Source organism: Burkholderia cepacia ATCC 25416 (assembly GCF_001411495.1).
In the GTDB taxonomy this organism is placed as follows: Bacteria; Pseudomonadota; Gammaproteobacteria; order Burkholderiales; family Burkholderiaceae; genus Burkholderia; species Burkholderia cepacia.
The window spans coordinates 393,804-413,935 of record NZ_CP012981.1; the positions used below are offsets into that span (position 1 = coordinate 393,804).

General features: G+C 66.7%; 21 protein-coding genes and 1 tRNA gene. 16 read left to right on the top strand and 6 right to left on the bottom strand.

Annotation, left to right across the window (positions count from 1 at the left end; genetic code table 11):
* Nucleotides 1–35 precede the first annotated feature (35 nt).
* The 5 genes from hpf (at nt 36) to APZ15_RS01845 (ending at nt 3,850) form a co-directional block, all read left to right on the top strand.
* Nucleotides 36–395, top strand: a complete 360-nt coding sequence (gene hpf / locus APZ15_RS01825) for a ribosome hibernation-promoting factor, HPF/YfiA family (protein WP_006477786.1) — start codon at nt 36–38, stop codon at nt 393–395.
* A 168-nt stretch (nt 396–563) separates the two neighbouring features.
* Complete coding sequence (locus APZ15_RS01830; protein ID WP_034195946.1) at nt 564–1,103, top strand: PTS sugar transporter subunit IIA; 540 nt, start codon at nt 564–566, stop codon at nt 1,101–1,103.
* Between the two features lie 131 nt (nt 1,104–1,234).
* Nucleotides 1,235–2,203, top strand: coding sequence for an HPr(Ser) kinase/phosphatase (gene hprK, locus APZ15_RS01835; RefSeq protein WP_011353227.1), 969 nt, complete (start codon nt 1,235–1,237; stop codon nt 2,201–2,203).
* 75 nt (nt 2,204–2,278) lie between these two features.
* Nucleotides 2,279–3,187, top strand: a complete 909-nt coding sequence (gene rapZ / locus APZ15_RS01840; RefSeq protein ID WP_021162602.1) for an RNase adapter RapZ — start codon at nt 2,279–2,281, stop codon at nt 3,185–3,187.
* Between the two features lie 27 nt (nt 3,188–3,214).
* On the top strand, nt 3,215–3,850 hold the full coding sequence (locus tag APZ15_RS01845) for an LON peptidase substrate-binding domain-containing protein (RefSeq protein WP_027789102.1): 636 nt from the start codon (nt 3,215–3,217) through the stop codon (nt 3,848–3,850).
* Between the two features lie 105 nt (nt 3,851–3,955).
* Here the strand turns inward: APZ15_RS01845 and mutY are convergent, their stop codons facing one another.
* Entirely contained in the window at nt 3,956–5,062 is a 1,107-nt protein-coding gene (gene mutY / locus APZ15_RS01850) for an A/G-specific adenine glycosylase (protein WP_027789101.1), read from the bottom strand.
* A 38-nt stretch (nt 5,063–5,100) separates the two neighbouring features.
* Nucleotides 5,101–5,928, bottom strand: coding sequence for a bifunctional DNA-formamidopyrimidine glycosylase/DNA-(apurinic or apyrimidinic site) lyase (gene mutM, locus APZ15_RS01855; RefSeq protein WP_027789100.1), 828 nt, complete (start codon nt 5,926–5,928; stop codon nt 5,101–5,103).
* 86 nt (nt 5,929–6,014) lie between these two features.
* Here mutM and APZ15_RS01860 point away from each other — a divergent pair, with 86 nt between their 5' ends.
* From APZ15_RS01860 to hisC, 8 genes are all read left to right on the top strand, one after another.
* Nucleotides 6,015–7,838, top strand: coding sequence for a tetratricopeptide repeat protein (locus tag APZ15_RS01860; RefSeq protein WP_027789099.1), 1,824 nt, complete (start codon nt 6,015–6,017; stop codon nt 7,836–7,838).
* Nucleotides 7,838–8,458: a lipoprotein insertase outer membrane protein LolB gene (gene lolB / locus APZ15_RS01865; protein WP_027789098.1), complete on the top strand. Its 621-nt coding sequence runs from the start codon at nt 7,838–7,840 to the stop codon at nt 8,456–8,458. The genes APZ15_RS01860 and lolB overlap by 1 nt, the downstream gene beginning before the upstream one ends.
* A 25-nt stretch (nt 8,459–8,483) precedes the next feature.
* A complete protein-coding gene (ispE, locus tag APZ15_RS01870; RefSeq protein WP_027789097.1) occupies nt 8,484–9,365 on the top strand; it encodes a 4-(cytidine 5'-diphospho)-2-C-methyl-D-erythritol kinase in 882 nt (293 codons plus the stop codon).
* Between the two features lie 55 nt (nt 9,366–9,420).
* A tRNA-Gln gene (locus tag APZ15_RS01875) sits at nt 9,421–9,497 on the top strand.
* Between the two features lie 45 nt (nt 9,498–9,542).
* Nucleotides 9,543–10,505, top strand: a complete 963-nt coding sequence (locus APZ15_RS01880; protein ID WP_027789096.1) for a ribose-phosphate pyrophosphokinase — start codon at nt 9,543–9,545, stop codon at nt 10,503–10,505.
* A gap of 161 nt (nt 10,506–10,666) precedes the next feature.
* Nucleotides 10,667–11,272, top strand: coding sequence for a 50S ribosomal protein L25/general stress protein Ctc (locus APZ15_RS01885; protein ID WP_027789095.1), 606 nt, complete (start codon nt 10,667–10,669; stop codon nt 11,270–11,272).
* 122 nt (nt 11,273–11,394) lie between these two features.
* On the top strand, nt 11,395–11,994 hold the full coding sequence (gene pth / locus APZ15_RS01890; RefSeq protein WP_021163050.1) for an aminoacyl-tRNA hydrolase: 600 nt from the start codon (nt 11,395–11,397) through the stop codon (nt 11,992–11,994).
* A 115-nt stretch (nt 11,995–12,109) separates the two neighbouring features.
* Nucleotides 12,110–13,177: a histidinol-phosphate transaminase gene (hisC, locus tag APZ15_RS01895; protein WP_027789094.1), complete on the top strand. Its 1,068-nt coding sequence runs from the start codon at nt 12,110–12,112 to the stop codon at nt 13,175–13,177.
* Nucleotides 13,178–13,261: 84 nt separating this feature from the next.
* Here hisC and APZ15_RS01900 read toward each other — a convergent pair whose 3' ends face one another.
* From APZ15_RS01900 to rsmD, 3 genes are all read right to left on the bottom strand, one after another.
* Nucleotides 13,262–13,528 carry a YfhL family 4Fe-4S dicluster ferredoxin gene (locus APZ15_RS01900; RefSeq protein ID WP_006477774.1) on the bottom strand — a complete coding sequence of 89 codons (267 nt, stop codon included), beginning with the start codon at nt 13,526–13,528 and terminating at the stop codon, nt 13,262–13,264.
* Between the two features lie 59 nt (nt 13,529–13,587).
* Nucleotides 13,588–14,085, bottom strand: coding sequence for a pantetheine-phosphate adenylyltransferase (coaD, locus tag APZ15_RS01905; protein WP_021163047.1), 498 nt, complete (start codon nt 14,083–14,085; stop codon nt 13,588–13,590).
* 111 nt (nt 14,086–14,196) lie between these two features.
* Nucleotides 14,197–14,811 (bottom strand): 16S rRNA (guanine(966)-N(2))-methyltransferase RsmD, encoded by a 615-nt coding sequence (gene rsmD / locus APZ15_RS01910; RefSeq protein WP_027789093.1) that lies wholly within the window; start codon nt 14,809–14,811, stop codon nt 14,197–14,199.
* A gap of 216 nt (nt 14,812–15,027) precedes the next feature.
* Here rsmD and ftsY point away from each other — a divergent pair, with 216 nt between their 5' ends.
* On the top strand, nt 15,028–16,182 hold the full coding sequence (gene ftsY, locus APZ15_RS01915; protein WP_021163045.1) for a signal recognition particle-docking protein FtsY: 1,155 nt from the start codon (nt 15,028–15,030) through the stop codon (nt 16,180–16,182).
* 83 nt (nt 16,183–16,265) lie between these two features.
* On the opposite strand, the gene maiA is transcribed toward ftsY, so the two are convergent.
* Nucleotides 16,266–16,910 carry a maleylacetoacetate isomerase gene (gene maiA, locus APZ15_RS01920; protein WP_027789092.1) on the bottom strand — a complete coding sequence of 215 codons (645 nt, stop codon included), beginning with the start codon at nt 16,908–16,910 and terminating at the stop codon, nt 16,266–16,268.
* Between the two features lie 194 nt (nt 16,911–17,104).
* On the opposite strand from maiA, the gene ybiB reads away from it, so the two are divergent.
* Together ybiB and leuA are read left to right on the top strand one after the other, a co-directional pair.
* On the top strand, nt 17,105–18,079 hold the full coding sequence (ybiB, locus tag APZ15_RS01925; RefSeq protein WP_027789091.1) for a DNA-binding protein YbiB: 975 nt from the start codon (nt 17,105–17,107) through the stop codon (nt 18,077–18,079).
* 380 nt (nt 18,080–18,459) lie between these two features.
* On the top strand, nt 18,460–20,106 hold the full coding sequence (gene leuA / locus APZ15_RS01930; protein ID WP_027789090.1) for a 2-isopropylmalate synthase: 1,647 nt from the start codon (nt 18,460–18,462) through the stop codon (nt 20,104–20,106).
* The last annotated feature ends 26 nt before the right edge of the window (nt 20,107–20,132 follow it).

Sequence of the window (20,132 nt, forward strand, 5' to 3'; positions counted from 1 at the left end):
ATGCGGCCGGGTGGTCACTCGCTTGGAGAAGCACTATGAACCTGAAGATCAGTGGACATCATCTCGAAGTCACGCCTGCAATTCGCGAATACGTGATCACCAAGCTGGACCGGGTGCTACGGCATAGCGATCAGGTGATCGATGGCACTGTGATCCTCTCGGTCGACAATCACAAGGAAAAGGACAAGCAGCAGCGCGCGGAAATCAATCTGCACCTGAAGGGCAAGGACATCTTCGTCGAAAGCGCGAACGGTAACCTGTATGCGGCGATCGACCTGCTGATCGACAAGCTGGACCGTCAGGTCGTCAAGCACATGGAGCGCCTGCAAACGCACGCGCACGACCCGATCAAGCTTCAACCGTCGATCGACCAGATCGAACTGCCGCCGCAGTAACCTTCACCGCAACACACACGTCGCCCGGCTCGCCGGGCGTTTTTTTTGCGACTCCTCGCGGTGGTGCAACCGGTCCGTCCACGCTGCGCCACGCACGCAGCTGTGCTCTATAATGTTCCGGTTATCGCCGGGGGGCGCTGGATGCGGTAGCTGCCTTGCAGATTGCCGATGCAGAACGCCTTGATATCGCCGAACATGGATGATCAGTCTGCCGCCGCAAGGAGACCCCAGGCCGCCCAATCGCCTGCCAACATGAATCGCCTAGCCAAAATCCTGCCCATAGAGAACGTCGTCATCGACCTCTCAGTCACCAGCAAGAAACGCGTGTTCGAACAAGCCGGGCTGATGTTCGAGAATCAGAACGGCATCGCCCGCAGCACCGTCACGGACAACCTGTTCGCGCGCGAGCGCCTCGGCTCGACCGGGCTCGGCGAAGGCGTCGCGATTCCGCACGGGCGCATCAAGGGTCTCAAGCACCCGCTCGCCGCGTTCGTCCGGCTCGCCGATGCGATCCCGTTCGAAGCCCCCGACGGCCAGCCGGTCGGCCTCCTGATCTTCCTGCTCGTGCCCGAGCAAGCCACCCAGCAACACCTCGAGATCCTGTCGGAAATCGCGCAACTGCTGTCCGATCGCGACGCGCGCGAGCGTCTGCACAACGAAACGGACATCGCCGAGTTGCATCGCCTGCTCACTCAGTGGCAACCTTGAGTTGATCCGGGCGGATTATTTTCCCGTACGAGGCGGCGCACGCCGCCGTCCAGGGCCGCCCGGCGCCGGCCCGGCATGGCGACGTCCGTCGCCGCGCGCATGCACCGGCCCATTGGAGTGACGGAGCAGTCATGGATACGTCCAGCATCAACGCCCAGAGCATCTTCGACGACAACGCGGCCACGCTGAAACTGAGCTGGCTGACGGGGCATGAAGGCTGGGAACGCGGCTTTTCGGCCGACACCGTCGGCAATGCAACCTCGAGCGCCGACCTCGTCGGCCACCTGAACCTGATCCACCCGAACCGGATCCAGGTGCTCGGCGAAGCCGAAATCGACTACTACCAGCGGCAGACCGACGAAGACCGTTCGCGCCACATGGCCGAGCTGATCGCCCTCGAACCGCCGTTCCTCGTCGTCGCGGGCGGCGCCGCCGCCCCGCCCGAACTCGTGCTGCGTTGTACACGCTCGTCGACCCCGCTGTTCACGACGCCGATGTCGGCTGCCGCGGTGATCGACAGCCTGCGGCTCTACATGTCGCGGATCCTCGCGCCGCGCGCGACGCTGCACGGCGTGTTCATCGACATCCTCGGGATGGGCGTGCTGCTGACCGGCGATTCGGGCCTCGGCAAGAGCGAACTCGGCCTCGAGCTGATCAGCCGCGGCCACGGCCTCGTCGCCGACGACGCGGTCGATTTCGTCCGACTTGGCCCCGATTTCGTCGAAGGGCGCTGCCCGCCGCTGCTGCAGAACCTGCTCGAAGTGCGCGGCCTCGGCCTGCTCGACATCAAGACGATCTTCGGTGAAACCGCCGTGCGGCGGAAAATGAAGTTGAAGCTGATCGTCCAGCTCGTGCGGCGCCCCGACGGCGAATTCCAGCGCCTGCCGCTCGAAAGCCAGACCGTCGACGTGCTCGGCTTGCCGATCAGCAAGGTCACGATCCAGGTTGCAGCCGGCCGCAACCTCGCGGTGCTCGTCGAGGCGGCCGTCCGGAACACGATCCTGCAGTTGCGCGGAATCGACACGTTGCGCGATTTCATGGATCGGCAACGACTCGCGATGCAAGATCCCGACAGTCAATTCCCCGGCAAACTGGTGTAACCCGCACGCGCCGGCCACGCAACGCCGACGCGTCGAGCCGGTGCTATGATGAAACGTCAGGATTCTCTGCTTCCCATGCGCATCGTCCTCATCACCGGCATCTCCGGCTCAGGCAAGTCCGTCGCGCTGAACGCGCTCGAAGACGCAGGCTATTACTGCGTCGACAACCTGCCGCCGCACGTGCTCCCCGAACTTGCCCGCTACCTCGCGGAGGATGGCCAGCACCGGCTCGCGGTCGCGATCGACGCGCGCTCGAGCGCATCGCTCGACGAAATGCCCGGCCTGATTCGCGAGCTGTCGCGCGAGCACGACGTCCGCGTGCTGTTCCTCAACGCGAGCACCCAGTCGCTGATCCAGCGCTTCTCCGAAACGCGCCGCCGTCATCCGCTGTCCGGCTCGCTGTCGCATGATGCGGACGTCGGCCTGCTGTCATCGCTCGAGGAAGCGATCGAACGCGAACGCCACCTCGTCGCGCCGCTCGCCGAATTCGGCCACCAGATCGACACGAGCACGCTGCGCGCGAACGCGCTGCGTACGTGGGTCAAGCGCTTCATCGAGCAGAAGAACAACGACCTGATGGTGATGTTCGAATCGTTCGGTTTCAAGCGCGGCGTGCCGCTCGACGCCGACCTGATGTTCGACGTGCGCGCGCTGCCGAACCCGTACTACGACCACGAGTTGCGCCCGCTCACCGGGCTCGACCAACCGGTCATCGCCTTTCTCGACGCACTGCCGATCGTCCACCAGATGATCGACGACATCCATGCGTTCCTGATGAAATGGCTGCCGCACTTCCGCGATGACAACCGCAGCTACCTGACCGTCGCCATCGGCTGCACGGGCGGGCAGCATCGTTCGGTGTTCATCGCGGAAACGCTTGCCGCGCGCCTTGCGCGCGAGGCGAACGTGATCGTGCGGCATCGTGACGCGCCAGTGGATGTCGACGCGTCGTCGCGGCTCGTCTCCGAGGTCGACCGACCCTAGCGACGCACGCCCCAACGCCCGCGCGCCATGTCCTCCCTATCGACCACCCTGATCGACCTGCCGCTGTTTCCGCTGCACACGGTGCTGTTTCCGGGGGGGCTGCTCCCACTCAAGGTGTTCGAGGCGCGCTATCTCGACATGTCCCGCGCGTGCCTGCGCGACAACGCGCCGTTCGGCGTGTGCCTGCTGAAGAGCGGGCCCGAAGTCGCGCAGGACGGCGCCGTGTCGGTGCCCGAGACCATCGGCTGCATGGCGCGCATCACCGAGTGCGATACCGGCGAATTCGGCATGCTTTATCTGCAGGCCGTCGGCACGCAGCGTTTCGAGCTGCTGTCGTATCGCGTGGAAGGCAACGGGCTGCTGGTCGGCATCGCGGAGCCGCTGCCCGACGACATCCCGCTCGAAGGCGAGCAGGCGCTCGCTCAATTCGGCTCGTGCGCCGAGGTGCTCGAGCGCATCATCAACGCGCTGAAGAAGTCCGATCCGGAGAAAATGCCGTTCGGCGAACCGTTCCGCCTCGACGATCCGAGCTGGGTGTCGAACCGCCTCGCGGAACTGCTGCCGCTCGACCTGCGCGCGCGGCAGAAGCTGATGGAGTTTCCGGACGTCGGCGCGCGCATCGATGCCGTGCACCACGTACTCGACCGGCACGGCTGGCTGTAACTACCGCGGCCGATTCCGTCGCGCGTCGCACCCGCCGGAAGACCTTTCCCGCAAGCGGTATCCCGGCGTTCCCGAACGCGGCCCGCGCCGCGCCCTTCCCGTTCGTTACAACAACGGCCCGCTCAGCGCATCGAGCAGCTTGCGCACGGGCGCCGGCACGCCGTACGCGTCGAGCCGGCTCAGCGGGACCCACGCGGTATCTGCATCCCGCGCCCCCGAAGGCAGGCCGCCACCGTCGGCCATGTCGCTCAGCCGAGGCTCGATCTCGAGCCGGAAATGCGTAAACGTGTGCGTGAGCGGCGCGAGCGGCACCGTGCCGCCGCCGCCGAAGCCGCGCGCGAGTTCCGCGAGCGCGGCGTCGCCGTCCGCTTGCGGCAGGCTCCACAGCCCGCCCCAGATGCCGGTCGGCGGCCGGCGCTCGAGCAGCACGGCGTCACCGTCGCGCAGCACGAGCATCCAGGTCTTGCGTGTCGGCACCGCCTTCTTCGGCCGCGCGGCCGGCAGCTCGCGCTGGCGGCCCGTCGATTGCGCAACGCAATCGCCCGCGAACGGGCAACGCGCGCAATCGGGCTTGCCCCGCACGCACAGCGTCGCACCGAGATCCATCAGCCCCTGCGTGTACGCGCTCACGTCGGCCGCATTCGCGGCGTCGGGCAACAGCGATTCGGCGAGCGCCCACATGTCGTTCTCGACACGCTTCTCGCCCGGAAAGCCCTCGACGCCGAAAACCCGCGCAAGCACGCGCTTCACGTTGCCATCGAGGATCGTCGCGCGCGCGCCGTACGCGAACGACGCGATCGCCGCGGCCGTCGAACGGCCGATGCCCGGCAGTTCGGCCAACGCGTCGGGCGTCGCCGGAAACGCGCCGCCGTGCTCGGCGACGACGGCCTGCGCGCAGCGGTGCAGATTGCGCGCGCGCGAGTAGTAACCGAGCCCCGCCCACAGCGCCATCACGTCGTCGGTCGGCGCGGCCGCGAGCGCGGCGACGTCCGGGTAGCGTTCGAGAAAGCGCGTGTAATACGGGATGACGGTCGATACCTGCGTCTGCTGCAGCATGATTTCCGACAGCCAGATCCGGTACGGATCGCGCGTGTTCTGCCACGGCAGGTCGTGGCGGCCATGCTCGCGCTGCCATGCGACCAGGCGCGTGGCGAACGTGCGATGCAGCGGTGTGACGGGGAACGGAGCGGGGGCGATGCGGGGCGGCTTCAAGTTGTCTGATCGGGGAATAAGGTTTCAACGCTGAGGTTTCAACGCTGGCAGGTCGGGCAAAAATAAGTCGACCGTTGGCCCTGCACGATCTGGCGAATCGGTGTGCCGCATACGCGGCAGGGTTGGCCGGCACGGTCGTAGACGAAGCAGTCGAGCTGGAAATAGCCGCTTTCGCCGTCGCTGCCGACAAAATCGCGCAACGTGCTGCCGCCACGCTCGATCGCGTCGGCGAGCGTCGCGCGCACCGCGTCGGCCAACCGCTCGTAGCGCGGCAGCGAGACCTTGCCGGCGGCCGTCGTCGGCCGGATGCCCGCACGAAACAGGCTCTCCGACGCATAGATGTTGCCGACGCCGACGACCATGTCGCCCGCGAGCAGCGCCTGCTTGACCGACACGGTGCGGCCGCGCGTGCGCGCGTGCAGCAGCGCGCCGGTAAACGCCGGCGAGAACGGCTCGACGCCGAGGCTCGCGAGCAGCGGATGTGCATGCACGTCGCCTGCTTCGCGCGGGTGCCACAGCACCGCGCCGAAACGGCGCGGATCGCGGAACCGCAGCACGAATTCGTCGAAGATCCAGTCGATGTGGTCATGCTTGGCGGCGACCGGCACGCCGTCGGCGGGCAGCACGCGCAGCGTGCCCGTCATGCCGAGATGGACGATGAACCAGCCTGCGTCGACCTCGAACAGCAGGTACTTGCCGCGACGCTCGACGGCGAGCACCTCGCGCGCGCGCAACTGCTCGGCGAGCCCTGCCGGCACGGGCCAGCGCAACATCTCGGTACGGACGTCGACTCGCTCGACGCGGCGGCCTGCGACAAAGGGCTCGATGCCCCGGCGCGTGACTTCGACTTCTGGCAACTCTGGCATGTTTTACGGGTCTGAGGCTGGATTCACGATCGTGCGTGTATTGTAGCGAGCGCGTTACAATCGGTTGAAACATCGAACGGATTTCCATGACCCTGCCCTCGAAGCTGCTTCTGAAGCGCCCCGCCGCCGTGCGCGGCGCGCGTGCCTTCCCGGTCCGCCGTGCGCTCGGCGCCGCGCTGTTCGCCGCCTGGACCCTCACCGCCTTCCCGGCTCACGCGCAGGATCCGGCATCGGACGACGCGGAACCGCAGGGCGCGTTCGAGCACGTGATGCCGGACGAGCAGAAGAATCTCCCCGGCGTTCCGCTGACGAGCCAGATCGTCTACCAGGTGCTCGCCGCCGAGGTCGCGCTCCAGCGCAACCAGCCCGCACCGGCCTACCAGACCTACCTCGCGCTTGCCCGCGACACGCGCGATCCGCGCATGGCCCAGCGCGCGACCGAGATCGCGCTCGGTGCGCAGAGCCCGGCCGACGCGCTGTCCGCCGCGAACCTGTGGCGCCAGTACGCACCGGAATCGAACCGGGCGTCGCAAGTCGACGCCGCGCTGCTGGTGCTCGCCGGCAAGCCGGCCGACGCGCAGCCGATGCTCGCGCGCGAGCTGGCCCGGGCGACCGGCGAGACGCGCGGCCCGGCGATCCTCGCGCTGCAGGCGCTGCTCGTGCGCGGCCCCGACCGCGTCGGCGGCCTCGCGGTGCTGAAGGACATGCTGAAGAACGACCTGAACCGGCCCGAGGCTCAGCTCGCGATCGCGCGCCAGCAGCTTGCGGTCGACGACAAGGACGGCGCCGCGCAGTCGCTGAAGCAGGCGCTGCAGATCCGCCCCGACTACCTGCCGGCGGCCCTGATGCTGTCGCAGATGGGGCCTGCGGAACGCGCGGCGGGCATCGCGTCGTTCGAGAAGTATGTTCAGCAGAATCCGAAGTCGCGCGATGCGCGGCTCGCGCTGTCGCAGCTCTATCTCGCCGACGATCGCCTCGACGACGCGCAGAAGCAGTTCGAGACGATGCGCAAGCTCGACTCGAAGGATCCGACGCCGCTGATGGCGCTCGCGCTGATCAAGATCCAGCAGAAGAAGCTCGACGAAGCCACCGCCTACCTGAAGCAGTACGTACAGCTCGGCGACAAGCAGCCGAACCTCGACGTCGGCCAGGGCTACATCTACCTCGCGCAGATCGCGATCGACCAGAACAACGACGCGCTGGCGTCGCAATGGCTGGACAAGGTCGACCAGACGAGCCAGCACTATCTCCCCGCGCAGATCACGCGCGCGCAACTGCTGCAGAAACAGGGCAAGACCGACGAGGCGCGCAAGGTGCTCGACGACCTGCCGATCACGGATCCGCGCGATGCCGCCGTGGTCGCCCGCACCGACGCGTCGATCCTGTTCACCGCGAAGCGCTATCCGGAAGCCGAGGCCCGGCTCGGGCAGGCGGTCCAGGACTTCCCGGACGATCCCGACCTGCGCTACGACTACGCGATGGCGGCCGAAAAAACCGGCCATTACACGACGATGGAAAAGCAGCTGCGCGAGCTGATCCGCACGCAGCCCGACAATCCGCAGGCGTACAACGCGCTCGGCTATTCGCTCGCCGACCGCAACCAGCGACTGCCCGAAGCCAGCAAGCTGATCGACAAGGCGATGACGCTCGCGCCGAACGACGCCTACATCATGGACAGTCTCGGCTGGGTGAAGTACCGGATGGGCGATACGGCCGGTGCGGCGAAGGTGCTGCGGCGCGCGTACGAACTGCAGCCGAACGCCGAAATCGGCGCGCATCTCGGCGAAGTGCTGTGGAAGAGCGGCGCGCAGGACGACGCGCGTTCCGCGTGGCGTGACGCGCAGAAGCTCGAGCCGGACAACGACACGCTCGTGCAGACACTGAAACGCCTCCAGATCAACGGCCTCTGATGCAGATGTTCCCGACGTTTTCCCTGTCCTCCCGCGCGCAGCGCACGCTGGCCGCAGCCGGCGCGGCGCTCGCGCTCGCCGGCTGCGCGAGCACGCCGCCGTCGGCCGGCGTGCCGACGGGCGCGCCGCTGCAGACCGCCGCAGCGCACGCTTACCATGGCCGCTTCGCGGTGCAGTACGACGACCGTCTCGGCAAGCAGCAGAACGTGTACGGCAACTTCGACTGGCAGGAGCACGGCGACGACGTGTCGCTCGAGCTGCGCAGCCCGCTCGGCCAGACGCTCGCGGTCGTGAAATCGACGCCGCAGGCTGCATCGCTCGAATTGCCGAACCGTCCGACGCAATATGCGCCGGACGTCGGCGACCTGATGCAGAAAACGCTTGGCTTCGAACTGCCGCTCGCGGGCCTGCGCTACTGGCTGCTGCCCACGGCCGCGCCCGCGACCCCTGCGGAGACGGTGCGCGACCCGGCCGACGGCACGCGCGTCAAGCAGATCCGCCAGGATGGCTGGACGATCGACTACCTTGCCTACGCGGATGCCCCGGCCACGGGCGTCAAACGCGTCAACCTCGTGCGCGCGACCCCGCCGCTCGACATCAAGCTCGTGCTCGACCAGTGAGCACCGGCCCAGCCCAGACATACGCATGACCGATTCGACCCGCTCGCTGCGCAATTGCCTTGCGCCCGCGAAACTCAACCTGTTCCTGCACATCACCGGCCGCCGCCCGAACGGCTATCACGATCTGCAGAGCGTGTTCCAGTTGCTGAACTGGGGCGACACGCTGCATTTCACGCTGCGCGACGACGGTCGCGTCGCGCGCGCCACCGACGTGCCCGGCGTGCCAGAGGAAAGTGACCTCGTCGTGCGCGCAGCCAACCTGCTGAAAGCACATACGGGCACCGCGCACGGCGTCGACATCGAGATCGACAAGTGCCTGCCGATGGGGGCCGGCCTTGGCGGCGGCAGCTCCGACGCCGCAACGACACTGCTCGCACTGAACCGCCTGTGGCGACTCGACCTGCCTCGCGCCGAGCTTCAGTCGCTCGCGGTCAAACTCGGCGCAGACGTCCCGTTTTTTATTTTTGGAAAAAATGCGTTCGCAGAGGGTATCGGAGAAGAATTAGCTGAGGTACAATTGCCGACTCGCTGGTTCTTGGTTGTGACGCCAAGCGTTCATGTCCCGACCGCTGAAATATTTTCAGATGAGTTGTTGACAAGAGATACGAAGCCCGTCACAATTGCTGACTTTCTTGCACAGCAAACCAGCGATGCGGGATGGCCAGACAGCTTCGGCCGGAACGACATGCAGGAAGTTGTAACAAGGAAGTACGCGGAAGTTGCGCAGGCGGTTAAATGGTTGTATGATTTGACCCCCGCGAGGATGACCGGCTCCGGAGCAAGCGTGTTTGCGGCGTTTCACAGCAAGCACGAGGCAGAAGCGGCGAAAGCCAAGCTGCCCGCCAGTTGGAATGGTGCAGTTGCCGAGAGTCTGGACGAGCATCCGCTCTTCGCTTTCGCGTCATGAAGTTTTACTTTGCCGAACGGCCTACACGAGTTCGGTAAAGCAGTCAGTTAAGTGTAGGGGAGTCGCCAAGTTGGTCAAGGCACCGGATTTTGATTCCGGCATGCGAGGGTTCGAGTCCTTCCTCCCCTGCCAAAAAATTTTCCCGCATTTCCCGCCCAAGCCTGAAGCAGGTGCACGATGAGCAGCCACAGCCATGATGGCCTGATGGTCTTTACTGGCAACGCGAATCCCGCGCTCGCCCAGGAAGTCGTCAATATCCTTGGTATCCCCCTCGGCAAAGCAATGGTCAGCCGTTTCTCCGACGGCGAGATCCAGGTCGAGATCCAGGAAAACGTGCGCGGCAAGGACGTCTTTGTCCTGCAATCCACGTGCGCACCGACAAACGACAACCTGATGGAACTGATGATCATGGTCGATGCGCTCAAGCGCGCATCCGCCGGCCGGATCACTGCAGCCATCCCCTACTTCGGCTACGCCCGTCAGGATCGCCGCCCGCGTTCGGCGCGTGTTGCGATCTCGGCGAAGGTCGTCGCGAACATGCTGGAAATCGCCGGCGTCGAGCGGATCATCACGATGGATCTGCACGCCGACCAGATTCAAGGCTTCTTCGACATCCCGGTCGACAACATCTACGCAACGCCGATCCTGCTGGGTGACCTGCGAAAGCAGAACTACCCGGATCTGCTCGTCGTGTCGCCGGACGTCGGCGGCGTGGTGCGTGCCCGGGCACTCGCGAAGCAGCTCAACTGCGATCTCGCGATCATCGACAAGCGCCGCCCGAAGGCGAACGTCTCCGAAGTGATGAACATCATCGGTGAAGTCGAAGGCCGCACCTGCGTGATCATGGACGACATGGTCGATACGGCAGGCACGCTCTGCAAGGCCGCGCAAGTGCTGAAGGAGCGCGGCGCGAAACAGGTTTTCGCCTACGCGACGCACCCGGTGCTGTCGGGTGGCGCGGGTGATCGCATCGCCGCGTCGGCACTCGACGAGCTGGTGGTCACCGACACGATCCCGCTGTCCGCCGAATCGCTCGGCTGCTCGAAGATCCGTGCACTGACGAGCGCGAGCCTGCTGGCCGAAACGTTCTCGCGGATCCGCCGCGGCGATTCGGTGATGTCGCTGTTCGCGGAATCCTGATCGCGAATCGACTGAACAAAGTATGCGCAGAAAGCGAAGCGGCAACGCTTCGCTTTTTGCACAATCGGACGGGATAGACGAAACCCCGTCCGCTTCATCGGGGGCCGACATTTGACGGCCCCGTTTTACTGCCTGGTCGCGGGCAGCCATTGGAGAATCATATGAAAGTCGTCGCTTTCGAGCGCCAACAGCAAGGTACGGGTGCGAGCCGCCGCCTGCGCAACGCCGGTAAGACCACGGGTATCGTTTACGGTGGCGAAGCAGCCCCGCAAAAGATCGAACTCGATCACAACGCCCTGTGGCACGCCCTGAAGAAGGAAGCTTTCCACTCGTCGATCCTCGACCTCGAAGTGGCTGGCCAGTCGCAACAGGTTCTGCTGCGCGACGTGCAATACCACCCGTTCAAGCAACTGGTGCTGCACGTGGACTTCCAGCGCGTTGACGCGAAGAAGAAGCTGCACACGAAGGCTCCGCTGCACTTCCTGAACGCTGAAATCAGCCCGGCCGTGAAGCTGTCGAGCGCGGTCGTTTCGCACGTCGCGACGGAAATCGAAATCGAGTGCCTGCCGGCTGACCTGCCGGAGTTCCTCGAAGTCGACCTGTCGAAGATCGAAGCCGGTCAATCGCTGCACGCGAAGGACATCGCACTGCCGAAGGGCGTCGCGCTGGTCGCGCACGTCGACGCGGAAAACCCGGTTGTCGCATCGGCGACGGTCCCGGCTGGTGCCGTGTCGGACGCAGCCGAAGGCGAAACGCCGGCTGCCTAAGCGGCCGCCTACGCGCCTCTCATCGATCCGTTTCACGAAACGGTCGACGCAACCCGCCGCGGCTTGCCCGGCGGGTTTTTCTTTTTCTGCGCCCAGGCGGCGGCTGCCGCCTTCGAAACGTCATGATCAAATTGATCGTCGGCCTCGGCAATCCCGGGGCGGAATACACCGCGACGCGCCACAACGCCGGCTTCTGGCTGATCGACCAGCTCGCCCGCGAAGCAGGCGCGACGCTGCGCGACGAACGCCGCTTCCATGGCTTCTACGCGAAAGCGCGCCTGCACGGTGAGGAAGTCCACCTGCTCGAGCCGCAAACCTACATGAACCGCTCCGGCCAGTCGGTCGTCGCGCTCGCGCAGTTCTTCAAGATCCTGCCCGACCAGATCCTCGTCGCACACGACGAGCTCGACCTGCCGCCCGGCACCGTGAAGCTGAAGCTCGGCGGCGGCAGCGGCGGCCACAACGGCCTGAAGGACATCACCGCACACCTGTCGTCGCAACAGTACTGGCGGCTGCGGATCGGCATCGGTCATCCGCGCGACCTGATTCCGGAAAGCGCCCGCGCCGGCGCGAAACCCGATGTCGCGAACTTCGTGCTGAAGCCGCCGCGCCGCGAGGAACAGGACGTAATCGACGCGTCGATCGAGCGCGCGCTCGCCGTGATGCCGATGGTCGTCAAGGGCGAACTTGACCGCGCGACGATGCAACTGCATCGCAACTGACCGCAGCGCCCGGCGACGATCCATCGCGCCGCCCGGCGTCGCCGGGCGGCCCCGCCCGCCCCATCCTGCGCATACTTGCGGTAATCTGGTCGCTTTGCCCGACAGGAGCCAAGCGGTGAGCCGTTACTGGAGCGACGTCGTTCAGCAACTCGTGCCTTACGTGCCGGGCGAGCAGCCCGCGCTCGCACACCCGGTCAAGCTGAACACCAACGAGAATCCCTATCCGCCGTCGCCGCGCGTCGTCGCGGCGATCGCGCGCGAACTCGGCGCGACCGGCGACACGCTGCGCCGCTATCCGGACCCGGTTGCACGCGCGCTGCGCGAGACGGTCGCGGCCCATCACCGCATCCAGCCCGAGCAGGTGTTCGTCGGCAACGGCTCGGACGAGGTGCTCGCGCACACATTCCAGGCGCTGCTCAAGCACGACCGGCCGCTGCGCTTCCCCGACATCACGTACAGCTTCTATCCGACCTATGCACGCCTGTACGGCGTCGAGACGACGGTCGTGCCGCTCGCGGATGACTTCTCGATCCGCGTCGACGACTATCTCGACGACGCCGGCGGCGTGCTGTTTCCGAACCCGAACGCGCCGACCGGGCGCGCGCTGCCGCTCGCGGATGTCGAGCGGATCGCGGCCGCGAATCCGTCGTCGGTCGTCGTGATCGACGAAGCCTATGTCGACTTCGGCGCGCAGTCCGCGATTGCGCTGATCGACCGCTACCCGAACCTGCTCGTCGTGCACACGACGTCGAAGGCGCGCTCGCTCGCGGGCATGCGCGTCGGTTTCGCATTCGGCGATGCCGCGCTGATCGACGCGCTGAACCGCGTGAAGGACAGCTTCAACTCGTACCCGCTCGACCGGCTCGCGCAAGTCGCCGCGCAGGCGGCGTACGAAGACACCGATTATTTCAGCGCAGCCTGCCGGCGCGTGATCGACAGCCGGACGCGGCTCACGCACGCGCTCGACACGCTCGGCTTCGACGTCGTGCCGTCGGCCGCGAATTTCGTGTTCGCGCGCCATCCCGCGCACGACGCGGGCGCCATCGCGGCCAAACTGAAGGAACGGGAAATTTTCGTGCGGCACTTCGGGCTGCCGCGAATCGACCAGCACCTGCGCATCACCGTCGGCACCGATGCCGAATGTGATGCGCTCGTCGCGGCGTTGCGCGAGCTGCTGGCCTGACATGAAGGAACCGGCGCCAGGCGGCGCCGATCCGGATGCGTGACGTGCGTGCCGAAGAACCCGGGCGCGCGCGTCACCGCGGGGTCACGACGCGTCGTCGCCTTTCACGGCGATCAACGCGTGGTACTTCTCCATCAATTGCGCGTGCGATTCGTCATGCTGCGGATCGCGCGGAATGCATTCGACCGGACACACCTGCTGGCACTGCGGTTCGTCGAAATGGCCGACGCACTCGGTGCACTTGTTCGGGTCGATCACGTAGATGTCCGGGCCCATCGAAATCGCGCCGTTCGGGCACTCGGGCTCGCACACGTCGCAATTGATGCACTCGTCGGTAATCATCAAAGCCATACTGATCTCACTTCTTCAGGCCGGTGGCCGGCTTCGCGACGAAACCGGCCGGCGCCGCGTCACGCGGCAGGGCCTCCCATCGCCGTCACTTTCTCGGTCAGCCACTTCTCGACGGACGGGAACACGAACTTGCTGACATCACCGCCCAACTGCGCGATTTCACGCACGATCGTGCCCGAGATGAACTGGTACTGGTCGGACGGCGTCATGAACATCGTCTCGACGTCGGGCAACAGATAGCGGTTCATCCCCGCCATCTGGAACTCATATTCGAAATCGGACACGGCTCGCAGGCCGCGCACGATCACGCGTGCGTTGTTGGTGCGGACGAAGTCCTTCAGGAGGCCGGTGAAACTCATCACCTTCACGTTCGGGTAATGGCCGAGCACCTCGTTCGCAATCGTCAGACGTTCTTCCAGCGAGAAGAACGGCTTTTTCGCGCGGCTGTCGGCCACACCGACCACCAGCGTATCAAAAATGCTCGACGCACGCCGCACGAGGTCTTCGTGCCCGCGCGTCAGCGGATCGAACGTACCGGGATACACGGCGACTACCATGTCGCTCCTCCTGTCATCACGCAAACGGGATGGCAGCGGTGCCATGCGCACGCGACTGCCGAGATGGGCATGCGTCGCCTTTGCAGCGCGCCGCCTCGTATGGAACGCGCATTATTCATCATTTTCGCGCCGCAGCAAATGATAGTGAACCGCACCGGCCTTGCCGTGCTTCACCACCTCCCAGCCCGCGAGCGCATCATGCGCGGCCGGGTCGAGTTCCGCGCCCGTTTCGACGTACAGCGCGCCGCCCGCCGCGACGAGCGGCGCCGCCAGCGCGACCGCGCGATCGAGCACAGCCGGTTCGCCGAACGGCGGATCGAGAAACACGACGTCGAACGCGCCCGGCGTGAGCCCGGCCGCGAGCCGCAACGCGTCCGCCTCCGCGACCTCGACCGCACGCGCGCCGAGCTTGTCCTTGATCGCACGCAGCTGCTGCGCGGCGCGTGGATGGCGCTCGACCATCACGACGCTCGCCGCGCCGCGCGACGCGGCCTCGAAACCGAGTGCGCCCGTGCCCGCGAACAGGTCGAGGCAGCGGCGGCCTTCGAGATCCTGGCCGAGCCAGTTGAACAGCGTCTCGCGCACGCGATCGGGCGTCGGCCGCAGGCCGTCGAGATCGAGCACCGCGAGCGGCGTGCGTTTCCAGTCACCGCCGATGATGCGGATCGTGTGCGGCTTGCCGCGGCTGGAAGGGGCCGCCGGGCGGCCGGAAGAGGAACGGGACATACGGAATATCGACGACGGAGGGACCGGGCGCGCGCAGGGGCGCACCGCCAAACAGGCGCACGTTACCACAGCGGCGGCGCGCACTGACGCGAGCGCCACGCCGCACTGATAAAATGCACGGTTTCGGCCGCCGTGCGCCGCGCCCGCGCGAACGCAGGACGGCCCGTCCGGTGCCCCGCTTCTGGCGGCGGCCCGCCCTCTTCCCGACGTCAGACCATGTTCAGCTTCTTCAAACGATTCAAGAAAACGCAGGAGCCCGATCCGGCGGAATCGCAATCGGCCGACGCGCAGCAAACGGACGAACCGTCCGATGCGCCCGCGGTCGAGGCCCCGCCTGCGGCCGAGGTGCCGCAAGCGCCCGCGCAACCGGCCGCGCCGGCCGTCGTGATGACGGTCACGCCGACCAACGACGGGCGCGACGAAGTCGTCGAGACGGTCGAAATCGTTCCGCCGCCGCTGCAGGACGCCACCGCGAAGAAATCGTGGCTCGCCCGCCTGAAAACGGGGCTCGCCAAGACGGGCTCGAGCATCACCGGCGTCTTCGTCAACACGAAGATCGACGAGGATCTGTACGAGGAGCTCGAAACCGCGCTGCTGATGTCCGACGCGGGCGTCGACGCGACCGAGTACCTGCTCGGCGCGCTACGCGAAAAGGTGCGCGCGGGCCGCCTGACCGACCCGCAGCAGGTGAAGGCCGCGCTGCACGACCTGCTCGTCGAGTTGCTGACGCCGCTCGAGAAGTCGCTGATGCTCGGCCGCGCGCAGCCGCTCGTGATGATGATCACCGGCGTGAACGGTGCGGGCAAGACGACCAGCATCGGCAAGCTCGCAAAGCATCTGCAGAGCTTCGACCAGTCGGTGCTGCTGGCCGCGGGCGACACGTTCCGCGCGGCCGCGCGCGAACAGCTTGCAGTCTGGGGCGAGCGCAACAACGTGACGGTCGTGCAGCAGGAAAGCGGCGATCCGGCCGCGGTGATCTTCGACGCGGTCAGCGCCGCGCGCGCGCGCAAGATCGACGTGATGATGGCCGACACGGCCGGCCGCCTGCCGACGCAACTCCACCTGATGGAAGAGCTGAAGAAGGTGAAGCGCGTGATCTCGAAGGCGCACGACGGCGCGCCGCACGAAGTGCTGCTGGTGATCGACGCGAACACCGGCCAGAACGCGCTCACGCAGGTCAAGGCATTCGACGACGCGCTCGGCCTCACCGGCCTCATCGTCACGAAGCTCGACGGCACCGCGAAGGGCGGGATTCTCGCCGCGATCGCGCGGCAGCGCCCGGTGCCGGTCTACTTCATCGGCGTCGGCGAGAAGGTCGAGGATCTGCAGCCGTTCAGCGCGGTCGAATTCGCGGACGCGCTGCTCGGCTGAACACCACCGGCACGCATCGCACGGGGCGCCTTCGGGCGCCCTTTTTCATGCGCGCCCGGTCATGCATGCCGGGCGCACCGCGCTCATTCGGCGTCGGGCTGCGCGCCGGGCTCGGCGGCCTTGAACGCATCGAGCGTCGACGCGTGGTCGACGATCCGCTGGATCGTCGGATAGCGCGTCGTGTCGATCGAGAAGCGGTTCGCGTTGAACACCTGCGGCACGAGGCACACGTCGGCGAGTGTCGGCGTGTCGCCGAAACACAGCTTGCCGGTGCGCGGATCGCTCGCGAGACGGGTCTCGAGCGATTCGAAGCCCGCCTCGATCCAGTGCCGGTACCACGCGTTCTTCGCCTCTTCGGGCACCTTCAGCGTGTGCTTCAGGTACTTCAGCACGCGCAGGTTGTTGAGCGGATGGATTTCGCACGCGATCTGCAGCGCGACCGCACGCACATAGGCGCGATCGACCGGCTGCTTCGGCAGCAGCGCCGGTTCCGGATGGGTTTCCTCGAGATATTCGATGATCGCGAGCGACTGCTGCAGCGTCGCGTCGCCGTCGGTCAGCGTCGGCACGACCGCGTCCGGATTCAGCGCGCGGTACGCGTCCTTCAGTTGCTCGCCGCCGTCACGCAGCATGTGCACGGGAACATAGTCGAACGACAGCTGCTTCAGGTTCAGGGCGATCCGCACGCGGTACGACGCGGAACTGCGGAAATAGCTGTAAAGCTTCATGGGATGTCTCTCGTAGTCGTATTCGGCCGGCAACGGCACGGGCGCGGCGCAGCCGGCGCGCGCACCGCCGGGAAGCAGAGTGTAGCGCGCCGCGATGCGCCCCCCTTGCTTGCGTCGTCCGCGCCCGTGCGATACTCGGGCATTCCTCACCGCTCACAGCGCGGCCCGATGCCGGCCGCCCGCCCCACGCCCCGATGACCGCTTCCCACGATCCCGCCGCCGTTCCGTTCCCGTGCGCCCGCTTCATCAAGGAAATCGGCCGCGGCCCGAACGGCGCACGCGCACTGTCCGCCGAGGACACGTTCGAGCTCTATCGCGCGATGCTCGACGCGCGCGTGTCGGATGTCGAACTCGGCGCGATCCTGATCGCCTATCGGCTGAAGGGCGAATCCGCCGACGAGCTGGCCGCGATGCTCGCCGCCGCGCAGGCGTCGTTCGAGCCCGTGCACGTACAGGACGCGGCGTTCCGTCCCGTCGCGATCCCGAGCTACAACGGCGCGCGCAAGCAGCCGAACCTCGTGCCGCTGCTCGCACTGCTGCTCGCGCGCGAAGGCGTGCCGGTGCTCGTGCATGGTGTCGAGCAGGATCCGGGCCGCGTGACGAGCGCCGAGATCTTCTCGGCGCTGTCGCTTGCTCCGTCGGCGTCGCACGATGCGATCGAGGACACGCTTGCCGAGCGCCGCGTCGCGTTCGCGTCGATCGAGGTGCTGGCGCCGCGCATCGCGCGCCTGCTGTCGATGCGCCGCGTGCTCGGTGTGCGCAATTCGACGCACACGCTCGTGAAGATCCTGCAGCCGTTCGCACCGGCCGGCCTGCGGCTCGTCAACTACACGCACCCGCCGTACCGCGACAGCCTCGCGCAGCTGTTCCGCGACCATCCCGACGCCGCGCTCGGCGGCGCGCTGCTCGCGCGCGGCACCGAGGGCGAAGCCGTTGCCGACACGCGGCGCCAGGTGCAGGTCGACTGGTTGCACGACGGCGTGTGCGACACGCTGATCGAGGCCGAGCGCTCGTCGACCGAAGCGCCCCCCGTCGCCCTGCCCGAATCGCGCGATGCGGCCACGACGGCCGCGTGGACGGACGCCGTATTGCGCGGCGAGGTGCCGGTGCCCGACACCGTCGCCCGCCAGGTCGCGACGATCGTGCAGATCACCCGCATCGCGCGCTGACGGCACGCCTGCGAACCGGCCCCGCGCGCCGGGCATTTGACACGCGGGCGCATCCTGGCATAGAGTTGCCGTCATGCGTTCCTTTCCGAACACCCTCCGAATTACCTCCGGCCGCCTAGCGCGGCCGCTATCGCTACGACTAGCCTAAGGCTGTCGTAGCGCCGTGTGCTGTCCGCACGGTCCCTCCCAGCAGTTCCTCGCAGTACCCCTCTCGCAGTTTTTACAACCCGAAGTCGTCAGCATTCGTCCGTCTATCCGTCGGCCGATTCGCGAAGATCATCCGCATCCGCAGCGCGCTCGCGTGCCGCGGAGCGAGGCAGCGCCAACCGTCGCCCATGCCGCCCGTCTTCGCTCGCGACTTGAGACCCGAGGTCCAGAAGATGCAGCGCAATCCGCAAGACAAGTACCGTCCGTTCGAGCCCGTCCGCCTCAATGGCCGCAAATGGCCGTCGCGCACCATCGAGCGCGCGCCCGTCTGGATGAGCACCGACCTGCGCGACGGCAACCAGTCGCTGATCGAGCCGATGAGCATCGAGCAGAAGCTCGAATTCTTCGAGATGCTGGTCGCGATCGGGTTCAAGGAGATCGAGGTCGGTTTTCCGTCGGCGTCGCAAACCGACTTCGATTTCGTCCGCAAGCTGATCGACGACAAGCGGATTCCCGATGACGTGACGATCGAAGTGCTCGTGCAGGCGCGCGAAGACCTGATCGCTCGCACGTTCGACGCGCTCGAAGGCGTGCCGCGCGCGATCGTGCACCTGTACAACGCGGTCTGCCCGTCGTTCCGCCGCATCGTGTTCGGGATGTCGAAGGCCGACGTGAAGGCGCTCGCGGTCGACGGCACGCGCATCATCAAGGAGCACGCCGTCGCGCGCCCCGACACGCAGTGGACCTTCCAGTACTCGCCGGAAACCTTCAGCATGACCGAGCTGACGTTCGCACGCGAGATCTGCGACGCGGTCGCGCAAACCTGGCGCCCGACCCGCGACCATAAGATGATCGTCAACCTGCCGGCCACCGTCGAAGCCGCGAGCCCGAACGTGTTCGCCGACCAGATCGAATGGATGGACCGCAACCTCGCGTATCGCGACAGCATCGTGCTGTCCGTGCATCCGCACAACGACCGCGGCACGGCGGTCGCGGCGGCCGAGCTCGCGCTGCTCGCGGGCGCCGACCGCATCGAGGGTTGCCTGTTCGGCAACGGCGAGCGTACCGGCAACGTCGATCTCGTCACGCTCGCGCTGAATCTCTACACGCAGGGCATCGATCCGGGCCTCGATTTCTCCGACATCGACGCGGTGCGCCGCGTCGTCGAACGCTGCAACCAGATTCCGGTGCATCCGCGCCACCCGTACGCGGGCGACCTCGTGTTCACCGCGTTCTCCGGTTCGCATCAGGACGCGATCCGCAAGGGCTTCGCGCAGCAGCGCCCCGACGCGCCGTGGGAAGTGCCGTACCTGCCGATCGACCCGGCCGACCTCGGCCGCAGCTACGACGCGGTGATCCGTGTCAACAGCCAGTCCGGCAAGGGCGGCGCGACGTTCCTGCTCGAACGCGGGATGGGCTTCACGCCGACGCGGCGCGTGCAGATCGAATTCAGCCACGCGGTGCAGACGCTTGCCGACGCGTCGGGAGAAGAAGTGACGGGCGACGCGATCTGCGCGCTGTTCGCGCGCGAATTCTTCGACACCGACGGCCCGGCCGCGCGCCACGGCAACGGCGCGCGCTGGCAGAACCGCGAGATCGCGACGGCGCCCGCGGCGGATATCGCACCCGACGATGCCGTGCGACGTTTGGCCGCGGCATTCGCAGCCGCCGCCGGCGTCGCGATCGACATCGCTTCGTGCGAACACGCGCGCACGACGGACGGGCGGATCGCGGTATCGGTGGGCTGCCGGGTCGGCGATGCGCCGCTGCGGCACGGCGTCGGCCTGCACGCCGATGCGGCGGGCGCCGCGCTCGATGCGCTCGTCAGCGCGATCAACCGCTCGGCCTGGCACTGCGCGGATCGCCGCGCGGCGGCCTGACGGACGGTTCCGTTTCAGGGTTCAAA